General features: G+C 42.8%; 27 protein-coding genes, 4 tRNA genes, 4 pseudogenes and 2 riboswitches. Of the genes and pseudogenes, 26 read left to right on the top strand and 9 right to left on the bottom strand.

Annotated features, from left to right (window positions below; genetic code table 11):
• Positions 1-9 precede the first annotated feature (9 nt).
• The 6 genes from serS (at position 10) to VM640_RS08185 (ending at position 2,744) form a co-directional block, all read left to right on the top strand.
• Positions 10-1,275, top strand: a complete 1,266-nt coding sequence (serS, locus tag VM640_RS08210; protein WP_325391113.1) for a serine--tRNA ligase — start codon at positions 10-12, stop codon at positions 1,273-1,275.
• A 151-nt stretch (positions 1,276-1,426) separates the two neighbouring features.
• Positions 1,427-1,515, top strand: a tRNA-Ser gene (locus tag VM640_RS08205).
• 6 nt (positions 1,516-1,521) lie between these two features.
• Positions 1,522-1,598, top strand: a tRNA-Arg gene (locus tag VM640_RS08200).
• A gap of 22 nt (positions 1,599-1,620) precedes the next feature.
• Positions 1,621-1,699, top strand: a tRNA-Arg gene (locus tag VM640_RS08195).
• Between the two features lie 14 nt (positions 1,700-1,713).
• A complete protein-coding gene (tadA, locus tag VM640_RS08190) occupies positions 1,714-2,160 on the top strand; it encodes a tRNA adenosine(34) deaminase TadA (protein ID WP_325391111.1) in 447 nt (148 codons plus the stop codon).
• A gap of 490 nt (positions 2,161-2,650) precedes the next feature.
• A tRNA-Ser gene (locus VM640_RS08185) sits at positions 2,651-2,744 on the top strand.
• A gap of 51 nt (positions 2,745-2,795) precedes the next feature.
• Here VM640_RS08185 and VM640_RS08180 read toward each other — a convergent pair.
• The 4 genes from VM640_RS08180 to VM640_RS08165 form a co-directional block, all read right to left on the bottom strand.
• Positions 2,796-4,106 carry a site-specific integrase gene (locus VM640_RS08180; protein ID WP_325391109.1) on the bottom strand — a complete coding sequence of 437 codons (1,311 nt, stop codon included), beginning with the start codon at positions 4,104-4,106 and terminating at the stop codon, positions 2,796-2,798.
• 109 nt (positions 4,107-4,215) lie between these two features.
• Positions 4,216-4,437 (bottom strand): helix-turn-helix domain-containing protein, encoded by a 222-nt coding sequence (locus VM640_RS08175; protein WP_325391107.1) that lies wholly within the window; start codon positions 4,435-4,437, stop codon positions 4,216-4,218.
• 543 nt (positions 4,438-4,980) lie between these two features.
• Entirely contained in the window at positions 4,981-5,223 is a 243-nt protein-coding gene (locus tag VM640_RS08170) for a helix-turn-helix domain-containing protein (protein ID WP_325391106.1), read from the bottom strand.
• Positions 5,216-5,644, bottom strand: a complete 429-nt coding sequence (locus VM640_RS08165; protein ID WP_325391105.1) for a sigma-70 family RNA polymerase sigma factor — start codon at positions 5,642-5,644, stop codon at positions 5,216-5,218. The genes VM640_RS08170 and VM640_RS08165 overlap by 8 nt, the downstream gene beginning before the upstream one ends.
• Positions 5,645-6,118: 474 nt before the next feature.
• Positions 6,119-6,212: riboswitch (cyclic di-GMP riboswitch) on the bottom strand.
• An 846-nt stretch (positions 6,213-7,058) separates the two neighbouring features.
• A riboswitch (cyclic di-GMP riboswitch) is annotated at positions 7,059-7,148 on the top strand.
• Between the two features lie 67 nt (positions 7,149-7,215).
• Here VM640_RS08165 and VM640_RS08160 point away from each other — a divergent pair.
• From VM640_RS08160 to VM640_RS08075, 19 genes and pseudogenes are all read left to right on the top strand, one after another.
• A complete protein-coding gene (locus tag VM640_RS08160) occupies positions 7,216-7,464 on the top strand; it encodes a helix-turn-helix domain-containing protein (RefSeq protein ID WP_325391103.1) in 249 nt (82 codons plus the stop codon).
• 270 nt (positions 7,465-7,734) lie between these two features.
• Positions 7,735-8,964, top strand: coding sequence for a DUF4362 domain-containing protein (locus tag VM640_RS08155; RefSeq protein WP_325391101.1), 1,230 nt, complete (start codon positions 7,735-7,737; stop codon positions 8,962-8,964).
• Between the two features lie 29 nt (positions 8,965-8,993).
• Positions 8,994-9,434 (top strand): hypothetical protein, encoded by a 441-nt coding sequence (locus VM640_RS08150; RefSeq protein WP_325391099.1) that lies wholly within the window; start codon positions 8,994-8,996, stop codon positions 9,432-9,434.
• Between the two features lie 242 nt (positions 9,435-9,676).
• Positions 9,677-10,219, top strand: coding sequence for a glycoside hydrolase family 113 (locus VM640_RS08145; RefSeq protein WP_325391097.1), 543 nt, complete (start codon positions 9,677-9,679; stop codon positions 10,217-10,219).
• Positions 10,220-10,236: 17 nt separating this feature from the next.
• Positions 10,237-10,422: pseudogene (locus VM640_RS08140) on the top strand (DUF1731 domain-containing protein); the annotation flags it as partial.
• Between the two features lie 14 nt (positions 10,423-10,436).
• Positions 10,437-10,742: a hypothetical protein gene (locus tag VM640_RS08135; protein WP_325391095.1), complete on the top strand. Its 306-nt coding sequence runs from the start codon at positions 10,437-10,439 to the stop codon at positions 10,740-10,742.
• Positions 10,690-11,286, top strand: coding sequence for a DUF3231 family protein (locus VM640_RS08130; protein WP_325391093.1), 597 nt, complete (start codon positions 10,690-10,692; stop codon positions 11,284-11,286). The genes VM640_RS08135 and VM640_RS08130 overlap by 53 nt, the downstream gene beginning before the upstream one ends.
• 164 nt (positions 11,287-11,450) lie before the next feature.
• Positions 11,451-11,684 (top strand): G5 domain-containing protein, encoded by a 234-nt coding sequence (locus VM640_RS17165; protein ID WP_414647941.1) that lies wholly within the window; start codon positions 11,451-11,453, stop codon positions 11,682-11,684.
• A gap of 229 nt (positions 11,685-11,913) precedes the next feature.
• Entirely contained in the window at positions 11,914-12,936 is a 1,023-nt protein-coding gene (locus VM640_RS08125) for a hypothetical protein (protein ID WP_325391091.1), read from the top strand.
• Positions 12,908-13,777 (top strand): WD40/YVTN/BNR-like repeat-containing protein, encoded by an 870-nt coding sequence (locus tag VM640_RS08120; protein ID WP_325391090.1) that lies wholly within the window; start codon positions 12,908-12,910, stop codon positions 13,775-13,777. The genes VM640_RS08125 and VM640_RS08120 overlap by 29 nt, the downstream gene beginning before the upstream one ends.
• 56 nt (positions 13,778-13,833) lie before the next feature.
• A complete protein-coding gene (locus VM640_RS08115) occupies positions 13,834-14,304 on the top strand; it encodes a hypothetical protein (protein WP_325391088.1) in 471 nt (156 codons plus the stop codon).
• A 35-nt stretch (positions 14,305-14,339) separates the two neighbouring features.
• The gene (locus tag VM640_RS08110) at positions 14,340-14,588 is read left to right on the top strand and encodes a hypothetical protein (RefSeq protein WP_325391086.1); all 249 of its coding nucleotides are present in this window, start codon (positions 14,340-14,342) and stop codon (positions 14,586-14,588) included.
• A gap of 98 nt (positions 14,589-14,686) precedes the next feature.
• Complete coding sequence (locus VM640_RS08105; RefSeq protein WP_325391084.1) at positions 14,687-14,872, top strand: hypothetical protein; 186 nt, start codon at positions 14,687-14,689, stop codon at positions 14,870-14,872.
• A complete protein-coding gene (locus tag VM640_RS08100; protein WP_325391082.1) occupies positions 14,869-15,894 on the top strand; it encodes a WD40/YVTN/BNR-like repeat-containing protein in 1,026 nt (341 codons plus the stop codon). Before VM640_RS08105 ends, VM640_RS08100 begins: the two co-directional genes overlap by 4 nt.
• 335 nt (positions 15,895-16,229) lie before the next feature.
• Entirely contained in the window at positions 16,230-16,634 is a 405-nt protein-coding gene (locus VM640_RS08095) for a hypothetical protein (RefSeq protein ID WP_325391081.1), read from the top strand.
• Positions 16,619-17,857 (top strand): WD40/YVTN/BNR-like repeat-containing protein, encoded by a 1,239-nt coding sequence (locus VM640_RS08090; protein WP_325391079.1) that lies wholly within the window; start codon positions 16,619-16,621, stop codon positions 17,855-17,857. Before VM640_RS08095 ends, VM640_RS08090 begins: the two co-directional genes overlap by 16 nt.
• 240 nt (positions 17,858-18,097) lie before the next feature.
• Positions 18,098-18,685: a hypothetical protein gene (locus tag VM640_RS08085; RefSeq protein ID WP_325391077.1), complete on the top strand. Its 588-nt coding sequence runs from the start codon at positions 18,098-18,100 to the stop codon at positions 18,683-18,685.
• Positions 18,686-18,815: 130 nt separating this feature from the next.
• A pseudogene (locus VM640_RS08080) lies at positions 18,816-19,888 on the top strand (transposase).
• A 33-nt stretch (positions 19,889-19,921) separates the two neighbouring features.
• Positions 19,922-20,443, top strand: a pseudogene (locus VM640_RS08075) (alanine dehydrogenase); the annotation flags it as partial.
• A 269-nt stretch (positions 20,444-20,712) separates the two neighbouring features.
• On the opposite strand, the gene VM640_RS08070 reads toward VM640_RS08075, so the two are convergent.
• Genes VM640_RS08070 through VM640_RS08055 form a run of 4 tightly spaced genes read right to left on the bottom strand, consistent with a single transcriptional unit; the run spans position 20,713 to position 23,147 of the window.
• A complete protein-coding gene (locus VM640_RS08070; protein ID WP_325391076.1) occupies positions 20,713-21,309 on the bottom strand; it encodes a helical membrane plugin domain-containing protein in 597 nt (198 codons plus the stop codon).
• Positions 21,310-21,324: 15 nt separating this feature from the next.
• On the bottom strand, positions 21,325-22,464 hold the full coding sequence (locus tag VM640_RS08065; protein ID WP_325391073.1) for an NAD(P)/FAD-dependent oxidoreductase: 1,140 nt from the start codon (positions 22,462-22,464) through the stop codon (positions 21,325-21,327).
• Between the two features lie 31 nt (positions 22,465-22,495).
• Positions 22,496-22,735 carry a sulfurtransferase TusA family protein gene (locus VM640_RS08060; RefSeq protein ID WP_325391071.1) on the bottom strand — a complete coding sequence of 80 codons (240 nt, stop codon included), beginning with the start codon at positions 22,733-22,735 and terminating at the stop codon, positions 22,496-22,498.
• A 16-nt stretch (positions 22,736-22,751) separates the two neighbouring features.
• Positions 22,752-23,147 carry a DsrE/DsrF/DrsH-like family protein gene (locus VM640_RS08055; protein ID WP_325391069.1) on the bottom strand — a complete coding sequence of 132 codons (396 nt, stop codon included), beginning with the start codon at positions 23,145-23,147 and terminating at the stop codon, positions 22,752-22,754.
• Positions 23,148-23,795: 648 nt separating this feature from the next.
• On the opposite strand from VM640_RS08055, the gene VM640_RS08050 reads away from it, so the two are divergent.
• Positions 23,796-25,493, top strand: coding sequence for an IS1634 family transposase (locus VM640_RS08050; RefSeq protein ID WP_325391067.1), 1,698 nt, complete (start codon positions 23,796-23,798; stop codon positions 25,491-25,493).
• A 167-nt stretch (positions 25,494-25,660) separates the two neighbouring features.
• On the opposite strand, the pseudogene VM640_RS08045 reads toward VM640_RS08050, so the two are convergent.
• Positions 25,661-26,374, bottom strand: a pseudogene (locus VM640_RS08045) (transposase); the annotation flags it as partial.
• Between the last annotated feature and the right edge of the window lie 145 nt (positions 26,375-26,519).

Genomic DNA, 26,519 nt, shown 5'->3' with positions numbered 1-26,519 from the left:
GGGTTTCAGTTGTTAGATCTTAAGTTTGTACGAACTAATCCTGAGATTGTAAAGGAAGCTCTCAAAAATCGTAATTCATCCTTAAAATTAGATGATTTCCTCGAACACGAGGAAAAATACCGAAAGTTGCTTTTCGAAGTTGAAAATTTGAAGGCACAGCGCAATACTGTCTCTGAAGAGGTCGGGCGTCGTAAAAAAAGCGGGGAAGATGCTGAATCTCTGATTCTTGAGATGCGTGAAGTTGGGCAAAAAATAAAGGGGTTAGAACAACAACTGACCGATCTTGAGCAAAAAATGCAAGCGGTTATGTATGAAATTCCGAACATTCCGCATGAGTCCGTTCCTGTCGGTCCGGACGAAAATGCAAATATTCAAGTGCGTTCTTGGGGGAACCCTCGAAAGTTTGATTTTCAGCCATTGGCTCACTATGATATTGGGGAAAGTCTAGATATTTTGGATTTTTCCCGGGCGGCTAAGGTTACGGGAGCACGTTTCACTTTTTATAAAGGGTTAGGGGCTAAACTCGAGCGATCCTTAATCAGCTTTATGCTTGATCGACATACGGCCAAGGGTTATACCGAGATTCTTCCACCCTATATGGTGAATCGGAACTCGATGATCGCGACAGGACAACTTCCTAAATTTGAAGAGGATGCGTTCAAGGTTTCCGGTACAGACTATTTCTTGATTCCTACTGCCGAAGTGCCGGTGACCAACTTATATCGTGATGAGATTCTCGAGGCTGAAAAGCTTCCCATTTATCATTGCGCATATAGTGCTTGTTTTCGCTCTGAAGCTGGTTCAGCTGGCCGGGATACGCGTGGTCTGATTCGCCAGCATCAATTTAATAAGGTCGAGCTAGTGAAGTTTGCTTTCCCCGAGAATTCCTATGAGGAACTGGAAAAGTTAACGCGGGATGCTGAAGCTATTCTTCAAGAGCTGGAACTTCCTTATCGCGTTATGGCCCTTTCGACTGGAGACTTGGGCTTTAGCTCTGCTAAGACGTATGATTTAGAAGTTTGGCTTCCAAGTTTTAACATGTATCGGGAAATATCTTCCTGCAGTAATTTTGAAGATTTCCAAGCGCGACGGGCAAATATTCGTTTTCGACGGGAACTTAAGGCGAAGCCAGAATATGTACATACATTAAATGGGAGTGGCTTAGCTATTGGGCGTACCGTCGCAGCAATTCTAGAAAATTATCAGAAAAAAGATGGACGTGTTCGTGTACCAAAGGCTTTGCAACCATATATGGGTGTAGAGATTATCGGCTAAGTGCAAGGTATTTAGAGATTTTTAACAATTAAATATTTCTTGGAAAGAGCTGCCAAAATACAAAATACATTTTGCAGCTCTTTCTTATTTAGTTAAGGCTTGACATTTACAGTTCACAAGAAATGTGATATACTATCAAACGTATCGATTTGGAGGGGTGTCCGAGCGGTTTAAGGAGCTGGTCTTGAAAACCAGTGACTCCGAAAGGGGCCGTGGGTTCGAATCCCACCCCCTCCGCCATTTCATGCGCTCGTGGCTCAGCTGGATAGAGCGTCTGACTACGAATCAGAAGGCCGGGGGTTCGAATCCCTCCGAGCGCACCATTTTATAAGGAAATAGCATTTTGGCCTCGTAGCTCAGGTGGATAGAGCGGGGGTTTCCTAAACCCTGTCTTGCGGGGGTTCGAGTCCTCCCGGGGCCACCACTAATTGAGGTAATATGAGTCATCAAGATTGGATGCGCTTAGCACTGGAACAGGCCAAAATTGCTTATGATTTAGGCGAAGTTCCGATTGGCGCGGTTATAGTTCAAGATAATAAAATCCTTGCTCTTACTCATAATGAGAAGGAATTAAAGCATGATCCGACAGCCCACGCTGAGGTTTTGGCCGTGCAGAGGGCTACTGAGAAATTAGGTGCTTGGCGTTTATCTGAAGCAACACTTTATGTGACGTTAGAACCTTGTCCGATGTGCGCAGGTGCTTTAGTTCAAGCACGTCTGAAGACCCTGGTCTATGGGGCTGCTGATCTTAAAGGTGGTGCAGTGGGATCGGTCATGAATGTTCTCGACGTTAATCGTTGGAATCACCGTGTTGAAGTTGTTGCAGGTGTTCTTGAAGAAGAATGTTCTGTAATATTAAAGGATTTCTTTCATAAGCGGCGGTAGTATAGATTCTAATTGGTTTACTCGGAATCAAGTAGTCATTTCTTCTGCTTTATTGAAAAGACTTGATTTAGCAGATTCTTCAAATAATATTTTCTTGAGAAATAGTGTTTTTTCCTACGGAGGAGTATCGAAGTGGTCATAACGAGAACGACTCGAAATCGAGTGAGTAACGTGGAAGACATGTAGTCGAAAACCTTGTATTTATGCGGTTTTTACTGCCCCCGGAGTTCAAATAAACATGGATTTTTGAGCTGTTCTATCCGAGTTCTATCCGGGGTGTTAAAATAATTAATAATTCGGAGGGTTGTCCGAGAGGCTTAAGGAGCCGGTCTCGAAATGCGGTGATATAATTGGATAGGTAAGACCCGCAAACCCTTGTAAAATGGGTGTTCGTGCGGAGAAGGAACAACTTAATGCTTGCTATGTCTGCTCTAAAGGTCTGACATTTTTCCGAGTAGCCTTTAGAGGAAGATCATATACTTTGTTATACGGAGGCGTACCGAAGCGGTCATAACGGAAACGACTCGAAATCGTTCGGTCGGCTTAAAACCGGCTCGTGAGTTCGAATCTCACCGCCTCCGCCAGTCTTTAAGGCTGTCAGCTCATTAGGTTATGAGCTGACAGCTTATTTAATTTTACGTTAGTATTGGCTCAGGCAACTGTAGTTGCGGCGCTATTGGTTCAGGCGGTAACTGAGCGAGGGAAGTCTTGTCAATCCATGTCATGGCACTGGCCGACGCCAATTTTGAGTTAAACTCCAAATGGGCGTATGTATTGGCCGTAATTGCAAAATCACTATGTCCAAGCCATTCTTGAATTTGCTTTAGCGGGACTCTGCAGGCTAACAGCAAGCTGGCGCACGAATGTCGAAGGTCGTGGAAGCGCATCTTGCGAAATTCATTTTCAACCATAAAATCAGGAAACTCGCGCGTCAGGTAATCGGGCTTTATACGATTGCCAAGCTGATCCACGTAGATATAAACACCTTCGACTTTGTTGTAGGATTTTCCGCAGAGCTTTTTATAATACTGCTGTTCCTCCCACACAGCCAGTAACTTTGCTCGGAATTGTGGCACAAGTGGCAAGGTACGATAACTGGACTTTGACTTCGTTGTGTCGGCTGCCACTACAATTCTTTTCCCGTCAATTGTTGCCATCGTTACGGTATGCTCGACGGTGATCGTATTGGCTTCAAAGTCAATAGCCTCCCACTTCAACCCTACAATCTCACCACGTCGCAACCCATAAAATGCACCTAAGATGACTCCTAATTCCAGTTTGTGGCCCTGTACTGCTTTAAAAAGTGCAACAACTTCGGATTGCTTGAGGAATTTTCCAACAAAGCGTTCCTTTTTGGGCCTTTTGACTTTACCCATAACAGAATAGGGTATAAAATCTTTTTCGACCGCATATTTGAGTGCCTTGCTGATATTGGCATGATACTTGTGAACCGAAGTTGCCTTTACGCGCTTGAGCTGTTCAGCATAAAAGTCATTGATATCCGAAGCCGTCAAGTCTTGCAGGTAAATACCCTTTTCACGGAAATAAGGAGCAATCGCGGATTTTACATTCATGCAATAGCCGCCATAGGTGGTAAGCTTGATTTCGGGCCTAATCACGTCGAGCCACTGTTCCATAAAGTCGGCAAACAATATTTTTGAATCTTCCTCTTGATTTTCTGGCTGTTCGTCTTTTTCTTGCTGCAAGAGAGCCTCTTGCTGTTGAGCTTGCATGAGCATTTCTTCATACTCCTGCCGAGTTTTCTGGAGCATTGTTTCAGCCCGTTTTTTGTTGCCTTTTACTGGTAAGTGAGTCGAAATGCTCTTACGATTGCGATTACCATCGTTGTCTACCCAGCTCAGCGCCATTTGATAGATGCCGCGCTTTTCTTCAAGGTGGCCTGCAACTTCAATAACATCATCGGTTTGTAGGCGATCTGCGATCATAATATAATCCTCCATTCATACAGATAGATTTCACCTACCATTGACACTTACAGTTTAGTAAGAAAAATCTATCACGTCTATATGTGTTGCACTTTTATTGATCGTTTTTTTATATTTCAGGGATTCCAAAAGCCCTCATGTATTTCATAACTGCAACCTTTAGTATTCGAAATTCACGCCCCACCTTTAGGCATGGGAGGGTTCCATTGTTTATGAGCTTATAGACAGTCTTTGTGCTTATTCCTAACAGCTTGCTGACCTGCTTTACATCAAGGACATCGGGGTATTCCTTGAATATCAAACGGTAGACTTCATTAGTGTTGACTTCCACTTGATTCACCTCCAGAAATTCATTATTTGCATTAACATCACAAGAATAGGCTGGCTCCAGCTTAAAAAAGCAAAAGCCAGCCTATGGTTTCTAATGTTAATTCCACCGTATTTGCCACGCGTCCCCGGTGCGGGAATACTCCAGGCTGCCGGTGGCTCCGGCATCATAGCTCCGCCTGTACCGCCCTTTGCCAGAGTAGCGCATACCGCAGAAACTCCCCCCAAGTCTTTAGGGGGCCGTGAGGAAGGATCATTATACCCATGCCTGTTGTCGCGTACCGGCCTGCCACAGCCAGATTTAAGGCATCGTTTATCGCTCTTGCATAGGCTGTCGTGGCGCCGAACCTTTTGTCGCTTACTCTTTTGGAGCAGCATGGGGAATGTACCTGAAATACCGTATATTCAATTTTCAAGGACCAGGGGCCGACCATGTTTGTCGGCCTGTAAAAGCTCATCGTCAGTCGATGGACTTTTACAGATCGGCAACACGAACAGCCCGTAAACGGGGGCGTGGAAAGGGACACGCTCCCGCACAGGCTATGGGTTATGCTATCTTGAAGGTAAGGATCTTGGTAATGAGCTTGGTTTCCAGTCTGCGCTTGAGTCCCTCGTCTACGCACAAATGAGGATTGCCGTATTCATCATAGAACCGCTTGGTAGACAAGGCAGCTATATAACCCTCATAATGCTTCAGCACGGCATTGATAGCGTCAACATTGCCGTCAGCCGCTAACCTGATGACGGGGAAAGGAAGCAAGCCTGTATTCCGAAATTTATGCTTATGCATCAGCTTTTCCCTCCAATAGTTTTTTGAGTTGTTTGAGTGAGATGGTCCGTTGGTATTGGATTGTGCGACGTATTATGTTCAGCGTTTCTCCAATTTCCTGATCTGTCATGTTGAGAAAATAGGACAGCAGGATAATGTCACGTTTTTTCTCCGGCAGAGCGGCCAAGGCTGCGTTGATCAGATCGTCCTTTACCGCAATGTCGTGTCCCAACACGCTGAAATGGTGGCTGTCGGTGGAATATTCGTCCATAACGTATAGCTGATCCATTTCCTGTGGGGACAGTTCTGAAAAAGATATTTCATGTTGCAAGCGCCGCTGGGTTTCACGCACACAATCACGGTATTCTTCACGCAAAACCTTTTTGCAGAAGCTGTCAAACTGGTGCCTGATGGTTTTCCTTTGGGAAGAAGATAGCTCCATAGAGTTCACCTCCTTCCGTACCCGCAAGGCGGTGTTCTTTTCCCTTTCAATAACTATCCCGTTTGAAAAACGGATTTTGGCAAACTTCCAGACAAAAATTTGAAATTTATTTTTTAATAACCCTTTGTGGAGGCTTGTCCATATCAACCCCAATTGAAAAGAGGTAAGTGAAGATTTATTTAAACAGCCAAAAAAGCCCGCAATTTGGCAATAGCAAATTGCGGGCTTTTTTATGTCCGAATTTCCAATGAACTGTTCTATGTATTGAATATTACGAATGCCATGAAGAATGTCTTTATTTCGGGCCTCTTAGAGCAATCTTTATCATAATCCTCTTTTGCACTCCTTCTTCTGTGGGCAAAGTGCAAAATACATGTTGCCGAAAAAGCCCCAATCATAGCTTTTAAAGTTATGAATCGCGAAAAATATATAACCCTGCCTAAAAGGGCAGGGTTATATCGCATCTGAGATCCGTTCGGTAACCAGGCTGTCATAGCACTACTACAAATAGTACCTTAGACCCTCGGCTTTGCGTCGCTGTCTTTTAACAGCTTTGCCCTTATCGCGTTATTCAATTTCCTATCTTTTGTTATGGTGATATTAGAAATTTGATTCATCACTCCTTTGAAGGAAGTCGTACATAAGAAGTCATTTTGTTTAAAATTCCAATTAATACCATTATACGCTAATTAATTATTTACATGTGTCGTACCTTGTCGGTAAACAGCAACAAATATTTAACCATAAATTTCCATCCCGATATTAAAGACAACTTAAATGGACAAACTGCAACAATAATATTTTCATTGGTTTCCGTTATTGCTGCAAAATGCTTAAATAGATATTTCTATACATACATAAAAAGCCGCGAATACAGCAATTGTTGTATTCGCGGCTTTCTTTGTCTAAGAATACCACCGGCTGTGCCAGTGGTCCTAAAAAGCTTTAGCTTTGCCCAGTTTCCTTATCCGAGCGAAGCGAGGAACCCCCGAAAATACCAACCAACGAATTAGCACTTAACATAGATGAAAAGATATTGCTATTTCAATAGCAGTAGGGTGAGTCATGCGAGCGAAAGATTTTGATGAACCTACTGGCATGGCTGGAAGGATATTTTCGCTGAGCCTATAGGCTCAGCTGGTAGTAGGCCCTAAGGGGGCCTGTGCAAACCACCGGCACGGCCGGTGGTTATGATTTCTATTATGCTAAGTGAACGGTAATTTAGAAAATTTTATTAGCGCTTATGTTTACAAAATGGGGCTATTTTTCTCCTTGGAATTTGAGAGGCATTTGTTGAGGCAATTGTGATGTGATTATACAAAGTTCCAATATTTACAATTTATTCATACTTATTTTGTTGCAAAAGGGACATAGGGTTGTCTTTTTCTATTGAGAGGATAAATAATGCAAAAACTAAATACATGGGCTAACTTACCTAAAGGTAGGGGCGCAAAGTTATAGGGTCTAAGGTGCCGAATGGCATTATGACAGCCTGACCGCTACATTTATGTGAACTGCCTAAATGATAGTTGGCAGTTTTATTATTTGATAACAGAAAAGAGGTGAAAAAATTGAACGAAAACAAAAGTTTAAAGGAACTCATTATTGAAGCGCAAAATGGAGACTCAGAAGCCCCCGAGAAACTTATTAATCGTTTGTCGCCCTTATTAAAGAAATATAGCTATAAATTAGGTTATGATGATGCCTGCTCAGATTTGTCTTTATGGATATTAGAAGCTATCCGGCGGTATAAGCCAAATGTTATATGGGAAACAAATGATTTGGATAGGCTGATAAAAGAGCATTTGGACAAAGAGTAAATAAGGCTATTTTTCTGCGATAGGGGGTTATCAAATTAACTCCCTATTTCTTTTTAATAATTGAGGGCGAAATTAGTGAGGATAGGAGATGAAATAAAATGGTACCTGACACTTGACACTTGACACCTGTAATGTAAACCTCGAAGAAGCAAAATTAATTAATTGGTTTAAGGTGGGGTTATTTCACGAGGCTGTCAGGTTATCGAAAAAACATAAACGGCTAATGGAACATGAATTACTCATATTGAATGAACCGCTACAGTTATAATTATGGTGTTTTTCCTTACGGGCTGCTCCAGTAAACAAGCTTTAAAATTATATACCCCACAACAAGCCATTGCTAATGGCGATGTGGTAGACGTTCACGGCCAAGTGACAAATCTGGAGAAGTTAGAGAATTTCATGATAGCTGTTGATAAAGGTACTGCATCCAAACTGAAAATAACCACCTACACTACCGAGGGTGATCCAATTATCAAGGTTTTAGACTATGACGGCAAAACAATAACTATGAGCACAGACAATTCTCTGGATAAATTTGCTGGCCCAATAAAAGGGATTACTTATAGTAGCTATACGAAGATTACTAAAGATGATACCCAGAGCCCTCCAAGTTATTACTTAGTCGATTCAAGCGGCAGACAATTACTATTGACGGCAACAAAGATACTCCCTCCAATGCCGATGGATGATATAACCGCTGATCAACCGGGCTATATCTCGAAATATCCAAAGTTGGACATCACCAGCGGCTCCATAAAAATCAATTGGGTTAGAAGTACTGCTAATTACACTTCAAAACCTGATGTCCTGATTGGCAACTCGAATTTTGGTGTGGAAATGGACGATGCCTTGTCATTACCGGCTCACGTTGTAATGATGGGGTCACGCATCGATTTCAAGGCCGCAGATGTACCTGGTCTAGATAAACCATCCTATAAGGTACAGTTAGTAGGTAAAAATAAAGAGCTTATAGGCTATCCGGTTGATAACAGCTCTATATACGTGCCCAAAGAAGACGGTGAGTTTTTATTTCAACTAGAAGTAAACTGGGGTTACAACGGAAATCACCAAATCTTTTATTGGTTCAAAATAAGCACTATTACAAACCAAATTGGATTAAGGATAAACGGCTTACCAACCGGCTGGGACATAAATCTTAATGGAGATAAAGACGGTCAAATTCTAAAGAAAGGCAAAGTTGTTGGCCAAATCGAAATGATTGGCTACTATGGTAACAACAGTAGCCTTCCAAATCACAGTTCCATAGTCCAGACAGAGGATATAACATCCGGACTGGGTAAAGGTAAAATGTATATCCTGGATAGGGATACACCGGCGGCTTCCGCTGAACAAAGGAGATGGACCGAGATATATGTTGTGTTGCCAATAAGTAATAGCAATTTAGCATTCGGAATATCAATTGATACGGATGAATCTTCTCTGAACGGCGATATGACGGCAATGAAGAATATAGTACAGGAATTAGCTTTGAAATAACTATTCCGGGTTGAGGGGTCAAAATTAAGATGAAGAAAATAAGAATTTGGCGGATAGGGCTGACCGTGGTTTTGCTAATGACTCGAACGGCCTGTAGCACTGGCGCTTCTAAAGATGTCAAATATGTCGACATCTATTACATAGTCAAAGATGCGTTTCTCACCGATCAGGGCTATACAGATGAAATGGCCAAATACATGGCTCAAGACGTATTTAATAGAACAAACATTTACAAAGCATACCGGATAGAGCAGCGGGGGATTAAGAAACCCCTTAATATTGATTTCAGCCTAAAGGAAATTTCGCAAAAGAAGCAGGGAGATAAGGTTAGCGTCTATATGACTTATTCTGCTTTCATTTACGATGCAGATCATAAACTCATCGGTGGAGCAAAAGACGTACAGATAATTTTCATTGCCCAAATCAAAGATAACGGGTGGTATATAGTTCAAAAAGAAGAAACGGCATAAAACTTAATTTAAGAGGACGCTATAATGTTTCTTACTTTCTTTAAACGTAATAAGAAAAAGCTTATATTGCTGTGTTCTTTAATATTGATGACGCTCTTTGTGAAATTAGTGTTAATTAATATAGTCGATGTTGAACATCAGTACGCCAAAAACCGGATCATTACTCCATGGGGTGAGAAGATAAAATCCGGTAACCTCTCAGTAGATTATTCTATTGAACAACATTATCTGATGTCAGCTGGTTGGGGTTAAACACGGTAAATGTCCCTGTTGAAATTGACATTCCTACCTTATCGTCAAATACTATGGCTATTAATCCGGCCAGCGAAAAGAAAGCAATTGAGCTTATAAAGAAATTGAGATACAAGGGAATCAATGTCATTGTAGAGCCATATCCCTTTATCCATAATGGTGAGCAGTATGAGACACAATTAAAACCGACTGATTTAAACGAGTGGTTCTGGAATTGGAAGCAAACAGTACTTACTCCGATGATCCATGATGTTGCCAAGCCATACAAAGTCTACGCTTTATGTATTGGTTCAAACTTCGATCAGTTTGAGAACCAATATGATAATTGGATTAACGTCGCTGATTTTGTTAGAGCAAATTTTAAAGGCCAAATAACTTATAAAACAAACTGGTGGTATACCGCCGAGTGGGACACTCAGAAAGATAACCAGAATGATACATATGCTAAAAAGCTTAACAATCCTGTACTTGGCAAGGTTGACTTTATCTCAGTTGCGGCCTATTTTGAGTTAACAGACAAAGATACCCGTTAGGGACAGGTAATCAATGGAAAGTGATAAAGAGGCCGTCATGGTTACCGGTTCCCGAATTCTTATTGAAAATGGCATTAGGACAAATGGCGGAAATGTTATTACATGGTCAACGGGTGGTGCCGAAAAAAGCTCTTAATGCTGATTTTAAGTTCCGCTTTCCCAGCTTAGAGTCTGCACTAACGGATGTTTTTAAAAAACCTTAAGGAGATGGGTATATATGAACAACGATGTTGCTATTATTGAGGGTGTTTACGACATCGTTTTGCCTGAAGTACCTGCGTCTCTTCATAGATGGGGAAGAATAGTTTGGCTTCAAGACATTGAAGTTGGCTCCAAGGGGAAACTTTTGTATTTTGAAGATGGACTAGGTAAGAGGACTAACCTCAGCCGAATTACGAACATTATTCAAGTATCGAACTATTTAGAAATACATACCCAGAGTAGCATTTATAAGCTAAGGCTTTTGCCCGATGAATCCTATAGAATCACTCATTGGAAAGAAGGTAAATTATCCCATTCCTGAGGCTTTCGGCGAGAAAGATGTGGATATTAATGCCGAAGAATTATACGCTGACTCTTTTCAATTAACTTATACAAGACTTATGAATGAATACGTTTTGCAGCATTATTGTCAAGCTTATAGCTTAGCAACCCGTACAGACATCCGTGATTTTTTCTCTGAATGCATAAATACGTCACGGGATATCCACCAAAGAGCTAGCGATGTACTGTTAGCAAAAGGTTTATTGCAAATTGAAGTTCTTGGCGACATTCTCGAAGGAGAGGATTTACCCACACCGAAAACTTTTGACTATGAAGTAACTACTTCAAAACAATCCCCATTTAGTGATAGGTTAATCCTCTTTCACTATACAGTAGTATTAGCCTATACAATTTTAGGTTACGGTTTTGCTTTAACAAATAGTGCGAGAAAAGATGTTATAGCAACATTTAGTCGTCTTATAGCTGAGCTTCTAGGATTCGCCAAAGATGGGACTGACATAATGATTGAACATAACTGGCTAGAAAGGCCACCTGAAACTGCTGACCGCAAATTAATTCAATAGAGGTTAACAATACGTCCTCCAAGTAAATTTGACATAGGAGGACGTTTTTCTGTTGATAAAGTGTACTCTTTGGTTGAAGCGGGTTCGTGATTCGAACACTCTATCAGGGGGGAAGGTAAAATGAACTCAGTTCCTCCACCTATAATACGAACAGAGGGTTACGGATAATTCCCTTTCCCCCTGGCCAGGAATGGGTGAAACAGGAGGGAGTGCAAGGGTATAAGGTCACCACGACCAGGACAGTTCTCTTAAACGGCAAGTTGATTAAAACCGAAGTTCTTAGCTCCAGCTATTATGCGCTCACTCCCAAAATTGAAATAGACCCTGCCAATTTGGGGGAGACGGCAGTGTCAGGGTCCTTAAGTTTATGTGATGTAAGGATTGCTACTAAGAATTAAGCATTTTGTAACTATTTCTTCGGTATTTTGTAAATATGTATTTTGAAAAAAGGTATATTGTAAAAACATGGGGAATAGTGAATGGTATTCAGCGAAAAGGATTCTCAGTTTGGTTTGTCTCATCAGACCACTGATTATTAAATCCAGGATGGCGCAAAGACTTGGTGCAGAGAACAAGGAAGTGAAAAGATTGAGAAAGTTCTTGACTTGTTTGGTAACAACCAGCTTATTGTTAGTTTTGAGTGGATGCGGTTCAACTAAAAATATCGCTCAAATATCCACAGGTAATTTCGCCGCCGGTTCGGTTTCTGTTGTCCAACCATCACAAAATGTAAGTGAGTCTCGAACGTCAACAGACCCTCCCAACAGCAGTTCGACAACTAATACTAATGAATCTCAAGAAAAATCTGCTTTGCTGAGTTCTATGGACCTAAATACGGCAGCATTTAAGAATAGGGGTGACTTGGCTTTTGTTTGGCAGGGTTTGTTATACGTCCTCGACGGGAAAACCGGCGAAGTGAGGCAACTTACGAACTCAGGCAAGGCCCAACATCCGGCCTGGTCACATGATGGCGAATGGATTGCGTTTATTTCCACGAACAGTCCGACTGGCAATAGCGGCCAAAATTGGCTTGTCCGCCGGGACGGAGAACAAGCCCACCAAGTTCAGGGACAAAGTTTTTCCTGGTCGCCTACGTCTGATGTTTTAGCGGCAAGTGGAACGGATGGTTTATGGCTGGTACCGGTGGATGGGACACCGCAGCTTGAGGTGAAGGGTTCAGTTTCCTCCCCTTATTGGTCGCCGGACGGCAAATCCATCGCTTACAGCGTTATGCTCCCTTATGATAAAAATAAACCGGAAAGCCGTAGTGAAGCTCTATACACACTGACTTTAAGTACCGGTCAGGCGGTTAAGGAGACAACGGCCCCTGGGGCCGGAATTGAGATTGCCGCCTGGTGGCCAAATGGCAAAGGACTATTATATTGGGTAGATCCACTTCATTCTGCTTCCCTAGCGGCTGACGGGTTGGGCCTGATGAGTCTCCGGTTTGGTGATGCGCAGGCCAAACTCCTAACCACAGGGTTGGCGTATCGGGACTGGCTTTCTGTTTCACCCCAAGGTCAGCTGCTCATGGTTAGCGGCGGGGGGCGTATGGTCTGGGCGCAGAAAAGTTTGACAATTGCTGATCGGCGTGACTCCCCGGATACATGGAGACAATCCTGTGCCAATCGACACGGGTTATTTTGTTGATGTGCAAAACGGCTGGGCTTTTGAGTTGCAGACGGAAAAAAGCGTAACTATTTACGGCACCAAAGATGGCGGTCAAACATGGTCCCAATTGGCAATTGTCCCCGTCAAATACGGCGACGGCAACATTTTAATCGCTTTCGCCGATGCTTGGCACGGTTGGTTCGAAGACATGACCGCTGGCATGGGCCAGCTTGGCGGTGAAATGTTCGCTACCGATGACGGTGGGAAAACGTGGCAGCGTATGGCTGCTACTGATCAAAATGGAAGCCTCCCGTTTGGCGGTCAGTTAACGGCCCAAAAGGATGGCACTCTCTGGCTTAGCGGCGGGCAAAGGGCGGCGGGAAGTCTGGGTGGTCCCGGTTTCGTCTGGCTCTATAAAAGTACGGATAGCGGCAAAACCTGGTCCCAGGTTAAGCTGCCCCTGTCAGCAGCCAATGAGAAAGAGACGGATTCCGTCTCGAAGCCTGAGTTTTTCGGCGAAAACGGCCTTGTCACCGTAATTTTCCAGAACAATGCGGTCCTCTATGCCAGCCAGGATGGCGGCCAGACATGGTCTGTTCGAGGCACCACGCCCATCAAAGAAGGATTTTTCCCAGTGTTCGAAGATGCCATGTTTGGTTGGCAAATCACCAATGACCAGGTCTACTTTACGAAAGACGGCGGTCGCACCTGGCAGCCTCTACACATTGATTCTACGCTGCAAACGGCGCTGTCCGGCCGTTTCGTCGGCCAGGTAGATTTCATCAACTCGCAGCAAGGCTGGCTGTTGCTATTTAGCCGGAACGGCAACTCGGATAATCTCCTACTGAGGACAAACGATGGCGGTCAGAGTTGGAAGTAAAGCGGACGTCATTTAAATACATATTTAACAAGTGTGAAAGAGGTTTTCCGATCGCCATGGGTAAATTCAATAAATGGAAATGGTTATTTCCAATAATCATATTTTCGGTCATTGGCGCTGCTGGTTGTTCAGGTAATAAATCGGACCAAGTCAAAAATAGCTCAGCAAAACTAACAATTTTATCACTTGCCAAAATTGCCGCACCATTTAGACCTATTGCTAAAACGTTGTTAGAAACCAGTAATTTCCCAGTTTATCTGCCCGCTTATCTTCCTCCAACTCCTGACCAGAGAATGGAGTGGCTTCTTAATCTTGATAATCTCGACGTAAGTAAAAATAAGTTTGGGATAGAAATCGACGAGGGGCAACCAGGAGCTAAAGGTGGTATATATGCCGGTACACTTTCCGGTAACATTGAGAACCATCAAGGACCACCGATAGTAGAGCAGATTATCAATGAAAGCAAAACCTTCCTAATGGAATTGAAAGTAAGGAATACATTGAGGACCGTGATTTTGAAAGGTTAATCTCATGGGAAAAAGGCCAGTGGAGTTACTTTGTTGTGGCTCGAATGGACAATAAAGAGGATAGTGCCAGAAATTATGCCTCCGAGATCATCAAAACCATTGGAGTAAACGGACTGGCTCTTTCGGATTCCCCCGGGAAATTATATTTCCTTTATCTTGGCGCAAACCACCCAACAACAGAAATCTTTTGGAAGGTGAATGATTCTGAGTGGTATCAGCTAGACTGGCGGGATAACCCAAATGATGCCATAAAAATCCTTCGGAGCATGGAGTATTTACGGTAGCTATAGTTGTAATTCTCATGTACCAAAAATCCATACACGTCGATATCAACCTGACTAACGATGTGAACCTATTTGGGGCGAAAGTAAGGAGATAAGCTGTGAGAAAAAAATTTGTGGTTGGTTTAGGATTTTCAACTATAGCTATAATTTTTTTTGCTTTTGCCCTTATGTTTACTAAGTCAAGTAATTCAATTCAAAAAACTCCCGCAGCAGCACAAACTAAGCCTTACAGGAGTCCAATAAGGATTATAAAAATGAAAACGGTATCAAATACGTCAAAATGATAAATGAGAATTTGGGTTTTGAGATTTTTTCAAATGGGCTTCTACGTACTTTTGACGGTGGAAAAACTTGGAGCCAAATAACTACTCTTAAATTATCGTTTGGAGGATTTCTAAATGGCGTGGTTATAGATTTCATCACTCCCAACACTGGTTGGATCGCTGTTGGCTCACTTGACGAACCTTATACAATTGTACTTCATACAGACGATGGGGGATGCAACTGGGATGTCACTCGTTTAAGCAATGTATCAGGGATTATTTCATTAGACTTCATTAACGAAAAACATGGCTGGCTGTTTGCCAATACGCAAGGTGGTTCCTTGGGAAGCTCTGATGTTGAATTATATGTTACAGAAGATGGCGGGAAAAATTGGTCGGAAATCAGCAAAACTGAATCCAATCACCAAACTCCAGGATCACTGCCGTTTGCCGGTCACAAATCCGGAATTAGTTTTATTGATTCCCAAAATGGTTGGTCAACTGGAGGAATCGGCTGGTCTGATGCTATATGGTTTTATGAAACAAATGATGAGGGTCAGACCTGGAAACCACAAAATATTCCTCAACCCCCAAAGATAAAAAAGCTTAATGCTTATCCCAACACATCTCCGCCCAAGTTTTTCTCAAACAGCGAAGGTATTTTTAGTGTGACTTATCACGGGGAGGGTGACAATCAAACGAAAGTGGCCTTTTATAGTACGCTAGATGGAGGGAAGAGTTGGAACCCATCTATGCCCTTAACTGTTTCAGGCCCATTCGCTTCGGACTTTGCGAGTTTAGAAGATGGTTGGGTCATTGATGGAAATGGAATCCAAGCAACAATAGATAGTGGAAAGCATTGGAGTAAGATCACTCCTAATATAGAGTTTTCAGGAATTGATAATTTGACCTTAATCAGCCCAAGTGTCGGTTTTGTAACGATATTTGTTCCTGCAAGCGATAAATCGTCTAAAGATACTTGGAAATTATATAAGACTATTGATAGCGGTCATAATTGGGTTGAAGTAAATCTAACATCATAGCCGCAAAGGTATAGTCTATCGGAAAGGAGAAACCGTAATGCGTTTCAAGTATGGCATTATTACTTTGGGTATCTGTAAATGAGGAGTATGAATATTTATGGCCGGAAAAAGAATCAAATTGGCGCTAGTAGTAATGGGACTACTGGTGTTTGGCTTCTTCTCGGGGCACGGACTTCAGAACAAACCCCCTGCTTCTCCACCTTCCACTGCCCGTTTTTCGGCGACTGGTACAACTGGCAATGTGAATACAGTGAGAGCTATCGTTAAACTCGATCCGCAGGCAACTGATTCTATTGGTTCCGAGACCTTTGTAGATCCTGCACACGGCTGGGTTGTTGCCGGTCACACGATTTTGGCAACCAACGATGGGGGCAATACTTGGAGCAAAGTGTCATCCGTGGACAGTACGGTCTGGGATATTGGTTTCGTTTCAACAAACTACGGTTGGCTGTTTACCAACTCGGAAAGCGGGAGCCTTTTTACCGGAAACAGTCTCAAGATCACAGAAGACGGGGGAAGCACCTGGCGCGATGCAAGTATTCCCGCCGTTTCCGGAATCAGGTTGGAGCAGGCGCAGTTTGTGGATGAAGAACACGGATGGCTTATGGGGACGGGAGAAGGGGCTTTTATTCCTGATCCAAACAATCCAGGGAGCGGCACAATTCCCTCAGTCGTGGTTTTCTGGTCCACTACGGATGGTGGCAGGACTTGGTCACGCCTGGACGTGCCCGCACAGATAGCGAAAAATGAATTTGAAGGTTCCTGTTACTTCAGTTTCATTTCGCCCGCACAGGGCTTTCTGCTTATGGGTACTCAACCCGGAACAGGTGCCCAGGGAAAATCCCTGTACCGGACTATGGATGGGGGACGACATTGGACAGAAGTTACCACGATCGGATTTTATGCTTCCGAGCCCAAAAACGGACTGCCCGGAAGTGGGTATATTGCGGGCTTGGACTTTTTGAATGCTAAAGTGGGCTGGTTAGCGGAAACTAGGGGGTTCACCTATATCACGATGGACGGTGGTCATACGTGGAAAGGCTTAGGAGATTATAGGGACGCTCCCCTGAGAGAACTGCATTTTCTGGATTCCAAACGCGGTTATGCTGTTTACCGCAATGCCTTACTGACTACTCAGGACGGAGGCAGCACCTGGAAACAAATCTATCCCGGAGTGTGGCCGTCTTTGTTCACTCTAACCCGGTTTTTCAACTCTTATGATGGGGTTTCCGCAGGCACGCTTGTCGAACCGGGGGCTATTCTTCGAACAACAGATGGGGGGCATATGTGGCTTCATATAGGGTCCGTTCCAGGTGGCGGACGTATTATTGATCTCAGCTTTCCAGACCAGCAACACGGCTGGGTCATAACGGAGAGTTTTAGTGGTACGGACATTCAACGGACTATCTACCGGACAACGGACGGCGGGCTCACCTGGCAGACAGTCAATAGGAGTAAAGAACAGAAAAACCTTTACGCCTGGCTATCCTTTGTGGATGATAACACCGGATTCGTTGGCAGCGGTTGGGGCCATCTTTTTGTGACCCATGACGGGGGAAGAACGCTCCAAGTGGTTGATGACAAGGACTCAGACTCCGCGAATTTCCAGTTTATCAATTCTAATGTTGGCTGGAAGACGATGGACCATCATTTCTACGCCACCACTGACGCTGGGCAGACCTGGCGCATGGTTCCCCTGGACTATTTGGCCGTGGGTTTTGACATGGTTTCCGGAGATACGGTGTGGGCGATCGCAAAAAGGACGTTAGACTCGCCGCCGGTATTGTTGTCTACTTCCAACGGCGGTCAAGCGTGGACACTGCATGACCTGGAGAATATCAACCCGGCAGGCGTTGTCTTTGCGGACGCCGAACACGGGTGGTTGGTGGATGATCACGAGAACTATTACCATACCGGCGATGGCGGTCAAACCTGGACTCAGGTGGATTTGCTGGCACATTAACGTAGATCATCCGGAACGATAGCGTTTACTGATGCAGAAATGGAGGGATGGCAGATGAACAAACGTTGAACATGGGCGGTTATAATCGGGGGAGTTGCCGCTATCTTCCTAGGAACTGCCGGTATAGTTACCGCTGTAAGAGAGAGTGATTCTGCTCAAACGGATATTGTCCGGAATAATATAGACAAACCAGGGCAGGTTGATAATGCGGAACCCGCCGGAAAGACACAAATTTCTACAGTGACGGATAAACAACCGTCGCCAGCCTTTCTGCCAGGGATGAAGTTTGCCCCGGAAGGTCTGCCTGTGGAAGATAACACGTTTGTTTGCGACAGCAGACGGGTTGACATTAACGGTGATGGAAATGACATCTTGGTTTCATTTGCCACCGGAGGGAGTGGTGGCGTGTATCAGTACGGTCTTCTGACCGATGAAAATGACCAAGTGAGGTCCATCATCCCCCAGAAAGAGTTAAATCAGGGACTGTTGCTTGAGACCCAATGCCTTCCGGGGTTAGTTTTGAAAGTTACGGATAAAAACACCGGGTACATAGCGACAATTGACATTCATAAAGGATTGGCGGACTACGAAAGGCTTGGTATTTACAATGAAAAAGGTGAATTATTAAAGGATCCAATGGTACTAGTTGATGGCTTCGGAATTTTAGAACCAGAGGATGTTAACAAGGACGGAATCTACGAGTTATATGGCATGCAGAGGATTTCCGTCGGTGCTAATGCGAACTCTGTAGCCAATGCCGAATCAGTGTGGACGTTAAGTAACGGTCAACTTAAGCTATTGAGCGAGGTAATTGACGCTCTTAATTAGGGTTTGCTAAAGGGGGCTAAAAATCCGGGGAAAACCTGATTCTACAAGGGTTTTCGAGCATTTTCGTCGAATCTTTAGTGCATGGAAATATGAATTTAGGTTAAAAAACCGTGCACTTGGAGGTTAAACGATGTACCGTAAACCGAGCCCACAGCTAACCATCGATGATTTTATCCTGCCTTTTTCGGGAAAACTGGATCCTGAAAATCGTTGGGTTCAACTAGCTAATACAATCCCCTGGGATGAATATGAAAAGGAATATGCCCACATGTTTCCGAGTGACCGTGGCAATATCGCCAAACCTGTCCGCATGGCGCTCGGTACGTTAATCATCCAAACCCGCTGTGGCTATACTGACCGTGAAACGGTACAGCAGATCACGGAAAATCCTTACCTCCAATGGTTCATCGGCCTCAAAGAGTTTCAATTGACTCGGCCTTTTACTCCGGTCGCCTTGGTGAAATTCCGAAAACGCTTTAAAAAAGAACGCATGGCTCAAATTAACGAGCGCATTGCCTTGTTGAAAATCCCTCAGGACTTGGAGCCTTAAGCCGTAGACAAGTCAAGTTATTGGAAACGATTCGAACCGTGATTGAGTAGCAGGAAATGATGTACAAGACGAAACGACATCAGATCCCGGATCGAATAGTCAATCTCTATCAGGATCATGTCCGGCCGATTGTACGCGGCAAAGCCAGTGCCAAAGTAGAATTCGGAGCCAAAGTAGCCATAAGCATCGAGAAAGGATTCTGCCGCATAGAAAAATTGTCTTGGGACGCGTTTAATGAAGCAGAAACGCTGATAGATAGCGTAGAGCGCTACAAGGCCCGCAATGGATGCTATCCCGAGGCCGTACTGGCCGACCGGATATACCGTAACCGCGATAATCTGGCATATTGCAAAAAACACAACATCCGGCTCAGCGGTCCCAAACTGGGAAGGCCTTCGGGAGATATCCTGAAAAAAGTAGAGAAAACCCTTGAACGAATGGATGCCAGGATGCGCAATGCCGTTGAAGGCAAGTTCGGCGAAGGTAAAAGGAAATATGGGCTTGATCGCATTTACGCTAAATTAAAGGAAACGGCAGAGTGCATGATTAGCATGCAATTCTTTGTCATGAACTTGGAGCGTAAGCTCAGGGTTCTTTTTGTCCAATTTTTGAAGAGGTATTTTCTCGTTACAGATATTGGGTTATTTGCTTGATCGAATGAAAAAAGGGATTCGGTTAGCAAGCCCTATTTAGACGACATTTTTGGCTCCCGGATTAAAACATTAATGTCCAATAGTTACAACATTAAGCAGGCTGTGGTTGAAGCCGATTTGCTGGTGGGAGCAGTTCTAATTCCCGGTGCTAAAGCTCCCAAGCTTGTTACTGATGAAATGGTTAAGGCGATGAAACCGGGCTCTGTGATCGTTGACGTTGCGATTGACCAAGGGGGCAGCATCGAAACTGTTGATCGTGTAACCACTCATGCTGAACCAACCTATGAGAAGTATGGCGTGGTACACTATAGTGTGGCCAATATACCCGGGGCCGTAGCCCGTACATCAACGTTTGCCTTGACGAATGCCACGTTGCCGTATGGACTTAAGATTGCCAACTTGGGCTACGCTGAAGCAATCAGAACGGATCTTGGGCTCGCGCGCGGGGTTAATGTTATTCACGGTAAACTGACCTATAAAGCCGTTGCCGAAGCGCTCAACCTTGGTTACACTCCATTAGAAGAAGTCACAGAGGTTCCGCACCATTCCGTTTAAGGATTTATAACAACAAACCGGTGCAGAAGATCGCTCTACCTGCACCGGTTTGTTCATTCCTACCGTATTCTTCTTCAAACAATGATAAATACCCAGGAAATTCGGTTCTTTTTCCATCGGATTGTTCAGGGGAAAGAATCGTGCAACGGTTTTCCCCCTGAGCTCACTACCAACCCGCACACCATAAGACTTAAAGGTGGTACACTCTAACTGAGCGCAATATTAATAACCTATTGACAACCCGGATCCCGTTCCGCTAAGCGCATCCATTACTTTTCCAGACTCAAATGATTTGAAAACTTTTTCAGGAATGAAACCAGCACATTCATACTCTTCTTGATATCAGGATCTGAATTCAACTGCCGTATGATAGCAAACATACTTTTGGGTTGTTTGTCTTTGTTTTCTTCTATGGCTTCATTCAAAGAATTCATCATACCCAGTAAAAGCTCGCCGCCACCTAAAGCCAGTACTTGATCCAGCATCGAAACCAATTCCACGACCTGTTTCAGAATATCAGTAACAACACCTGCGGTAGAAGAATCTTTTACAGATTTCACCATTCCTACTAATTCAAATAAAACATCAAAAGCGCCTGATTCCTGCAGTTTATTTACTTCAGCAATCAAAGACTGGAGGTTTTTACCGCCCTTTTGAACCTCTCGCAAAAGATCAATCATTTCCGGCGTATTTAATTCATCGGCAACTTCACCGATTTGAACCAGGGTACTGACCAGGTTTTGCACTACCGAAGCATCCATTGAATCAATGCCGGCATTGATAAGGCCTAACAGCTGACCGGTTTTTCCCGCTGCTTCAGATTCATTTTGAACGGAGTATGCAACATTTTGTGCGGGTTGAGACATGGTTCACCACCCCCTTTACAATATCCCCCGAGCGGATAACCAGTACAGTTCATTGTAAGAAAGCTTAAACCAGTGCAACATTTCAGAAGATGGCATAGGTTGGGGCGGTGTCTTATAATCAAACCAAATGTAGGTTGCCTCATTCAAACCTGATTCAATAAAGCAAAACGCTTTACCGCTGTAACGATGAGAAGCAGGGAATCCTTTCATCTGGCTAATAATATTTCTAACAACGACATCCACCTGATAATGTGCAGTAGAACCCGCTTTGCTTACTGGAAGATTAGTTGCATCACCCAGAACATAAACATTGTCTTGACCAACCATTTTTAAGCTGTAACGATCAGTGGGAATAAATCCGTCTTCATCTCCAACACCGGAATCCCTAACCACTTTTGCTCCGACATGCGCCGGTATGGAAATAAGCAAATCATAAGGATGCCCGGTTCCATCCATGTTGTATGCCAAATTTTTGTTTGGATCAACTTCTTCAAGATTAAAGAAAACTTCAGACTCGATGCCGCGTTTTTCAAATTCAGCCTCTGCCCATTCGGCCACAGGTTCCAGAGAATGAATACGACCAATAGGATAAGTATATTTAAGTGTTACCTTATCGCGAATTCCTAAATCTCTGAACAGTTCATCTGCCATAAAAATCCATTCAAGCGGAGCAACAGGGCACTTGTGCGGAACGTCAATGGTCATTAAGATTGTACCACCTTTAAATTTGAAGAGTTCATCACGTAACTTCGCAGCACCTTCAGGCGTATAGAAATTATGTGAACCCTCAGCCAGCCCGGGAACTGAATTAAAGTCCGGAAACGACCCCGTTGCAATCACCAGAAAATCATAATTATAGGACTGCTTAGTGGTAGTAACAGTGTTGTTGGCTGTATCAATTTTTGTTGCTTCTTCAAGTATGAACTTAACCTTTGGATGTAAAAGATGTTTTTGTTCCCTGGAAAATTGTTCTAATGTGCCTTCATTAAAGGACATAAACAAAAAACCAGGTTGATAAACGTGTTGTTTTTTGTTACCAATAACCAATACTTCTACTTCGCCACTATATATTTCCTTTTGCATGGATTTTGCCAAGCGATTGGCCACCATGCTACCAGCCACGCCACTCCCTAAAACGATAATTCGTTTGGCCATCAATCAGGTTTCCCCCCTGTACGAAAATAAATTACTTCATTTTTTTAACAGTTATACGCCAAAAATCCCCGTCTTGCTTACTGTCAACAAGCGCATGCCCCATCTTGTTAACCCATTCCGGAACATCTTTAGCCGAACCACTGTCACTGGATAACAATTCGTATACTTCGCCGACATTACCTCTTTTAATTGTTTTTACTAACTCCATCAATGGTCCTGGGCAAAATGCACCACGAGCATCAATAGTTTTTGTAATTTGTACTTCAGACATATTATTACCCTCCTTTTTACATTACAACGATTTGACTGCCTGCAGCTTTGCCAAGGAAAGCAGTAACACCGATAATATCATCAAACAGATCTACTAAATCTTCTTTCTTCCATTCCATTAAGTCCATTGCCATAGCACAACCGTATACATTACAGGTGCCCATATCTTTTGCATTTTCTAACAACTGATAATAAAGTTCAATGTTCTTGTTGAGCATCTCTTGTCCAATTTCGCCGGTTTTAAAGTTTTTGGATTCAATTACATCTTTGCGGAAAGCTTTAAGTGCATCCATTGTTACAAAAATGTTCACTTCCATGCCGGACACGGCAGCTACCGAACTCACCAAGCAACCTGCATGTAATTTTTCCATTTCTCCGGAAACAAGGATAACAGTTAATTTTGGTTGTTCCATTTTATCTTCTCTCCTTTTTAGTTTGGTTTTGTGAATCTTTTCAACATGTTTTTCTTGGTTTTTGGAGACTTCTCACCACCTTTCGCATCAGATTTTGAAATAAGCATATTAAATATAATAGATAAAAACTAATCGGTTGTTTTTCTGTTTTTATAGAAAATATTTTCGATTTTTACAGTAAAATTTATCATTAATTTTCCAGTGATTTTTTATTTATTATAAAAGTTTTGTTTTTCGCAAATGCTTACAATCGCATTTGAAATGAAAATATATCATATGCTTACTGTTGCATTAAATTACTACATATACCCCGTATCAGTATTTTTTTTTATTATAATTCGCTAATTGCTGTTTGTCAATCATTCATTGCAATTTTCCGATCAGCGCCATACATTCTATGCAATTCTTGACAAAGGCAAAATATTATGTTAAAGTTCGTACGTACGTACAACCAACAATTTGGAGGTGCAACAATGCAACGAAAAACAGTTAAAGCACGGGTCTTTGACACTTGCTTTAATATAGAAACCTCTACAAGCCTTGAAAACAGGGCTTTTTTTATTGGAAAAATGTCAAATTCTCTCCAATAATTAGTGCGTAATATTGCGTAATGTGTTATAATATAAGGGATTGGAGGAGTTTGCTGCTATGAGACTTAGTATATCCAAGTCTAAAAATGCTACTTCGCTTTATGTCATACAATCTGTTTACGAGAACGGTAAGCGTTCCACAAAAGTTGTTGAAAAGTTAGGGACGCTTGCTGAATTACAGCAAAAACTAAATGGGCAAGACCCTATTGAATGGGCTAAATCATACATAGAAGACCTTAACAAAAAAGAGAAAGAGCAATCGCGAGAAGTCATTGTTAAATACTCGCCATCTAAATTAATCTCCAAAGATCAACAACACTTCTTCAACGGTGGTTATCTTTTTCTCCAGCAGATCTATCACGAACTCAATCTTCATAAGGTTTCCGCTGAGATATCAAAAAAGTATAAGTTCTCTTTTGATCTGAATGCTATACTGTCACGGCTCCTTTACGGACGGATCCTTTTTCCTTCTTCTAAACTTGCTACCTACCAGCATTCCTCAAAGTTCATTGAACAAACTGGCTTTGAATTGCAGCATGTCTACAGAGCACTTGAAGTCATTTCCAAAGAAATGGACTTCATTCAGTCTTCTCTTTATAGCAACAGCCTCAAAATTTCAAAGAGAAACACGGGTATTCTCTATTATGACTGTACCAATTATTTCTTTGAAATCGAGCAAGAAGAAGGCCTTAAACAGTATGGCGCTTCAAAAGAACACCGGCCGAACCCTATCATCCAAATGGGTCTGTTCATGGATGGAGACGGTATTCCTCTTGCTTTTAATCTCAACAGCGGCAACACGAATGAACAGATTACGCTTAAACCCTTAGAGCAAAAAATACTTTCCGATTTCAAACTTTCCAAATTTGTTGTCTGTACAGATGCCGGACTGGCTTCTGAAAAGAACAGAAGGTTCAACAACGAAGGCGAACGCGCATTTATCACGACCCAATCGATTAAAAAACTAAAAAAGCATTTAAAAGAATGGTCTCTTGATTCAAAAGACTGGCATCTTGCAGATCATGATAAAACTTATGATATCGCCCAGCTTGACGAGGAAACCTATAAAGACAAATGCTTCTTCAAAGAACGCTGGATTAAAGAAAACGGCCTAGAACAAAAACTTATTGTCACTTACTCCATCAAGTATAAAAACTATCAACGTCAAATTCGCAATTCACAAATCGAACGTGCTCAGAAATTACTTGATTCGAATCCGACTAAAATTTCAAAAAGCAATCAGAACGACTATAAACGTTTTATCAAGAAAACCAGCTGTACGTCTGATGGCGAAATAGCCGACAATGAACTCTATGCCTTAAATAACGAAACCATCGTTGCCGAAGAAGCCTATGACGGATTTTATGCCGTTTGCACGAACCTCGAAGGTAGTGCTCAGGAAATCATCCGAATTAACCAGCGGCGCTGGGAGATTGAAGAATGTTTCCGGATCATGAAAAGCGAGTTTAAAGCCCGCCCTGTGTACTTAAGTCGCGAAGATAGAATTAAAGCACATTTTACTACCTGCTTTATCTCCCTCATCATTTATCGATTATTGGAAAAGAAACTAGGAAATAAGTTTACATGCAATGAAGTCATCAATGGATTGAGAGAAATGAATTTCTATGAGATCAAGAACGAGGGATATATACCGACTTACACAAGAACTAATTTTACAGATGCGCTGCATGAGACTTTTGGTTTTCGAACAGATTACGAGATTATTAAACATGAATTCGGAATGTGGATAACTTAGTGCCTGTGGATAACTTGATTAATGCCAATAAATGGGTTTATGTACCTGAACCTTCCTCTCAAACTGCACTATGTTTCAAAATACCATTCCGACCTCCTTCTTTTTGGGTAACTTTAATAAGCCTCTGTATTAGAGGATAATTGAACCCTCAAATTGGTTGATCGTGATTAAGCAGCCTCTGGAATTTTCGGGGTTATTCGCTTAGCAAATTCTCTAGCTCGTTGCTGTATCACCGTAACAATAGCTTCCAGCAATGGAGAAGGGGCCAACCGAATATGCTGGTAGCGGCCTGAACCAACAACATTTCCGGGAACTTTTAGTACCACCCGACGGATGGTTTTCACCTCGCATCGTTGTAGTGATTCCGGAAGGAATGCTTGTTTAAACCAGACCACCACGTTATAAGCTATTACCTTAATCCAGCTAAATAGCAGGTTCGTCATCATCGAATGTAGGCTGTTCTGTTCGATGGCATACCCTTCCTTAATTTCATCAATACGATTTTCAATATTGGCACGTTGGTTGTAAGAGCGAAAAAGCGGTAATGGCTTCTCTTCCGTGTTGGTGACGATAGCCTGATATGAGTAGGTGGTGAGCATCATAGCCAGTTGTCCATCCGGTGAATGCTCTGTTTCATGCGATTCCCGGTAAATAACACAACGCCTGGCCTTTGTCCAGTTGTTCAGCAGAATAGGAATGTCTGCAGCTGCCCAGCGGTCATCTTCGGTAGCAAAACGTATTTCCTCTTCTTTTTCCGCAAGGGTTTCCCAAAAGCCGGAATGCTGCTGGAGATAGGCAATCGCTTTTTTCACCGTCGCCTTTTTCGGCAATTTAAAAATGTAGTACCAGCCCTTCTCTTCTGCATAGTTCATTACCGCTTGAACATTTTTGGACCATGGGACGTTTATATCCTTTTTTGAGGAGGTTTTTGTCAATATCTCTAGTTCTTATCTAAGTCACATCCCACGAGGGTTTTAAAGCCAACTAAAACGTCAGAATTTAAGTACGTCTGTTTGCCAGTTTAAT

Origin of the sequence: Desulfitobacterium sp., assembly GCF_035539115.1 — a bacterium.
Lineage (GTDB): Bacteria > Bacillota > Desulfitobacteriia > Desulfitobacteriales > Desulfitobacteriaceae > Desulfitobacterium_A.
The sequence above is the reverse complement of the archived record's forward strand: the minus strand, read 5'-3'. Positions and strand labels throughout refer to the sequence as shown.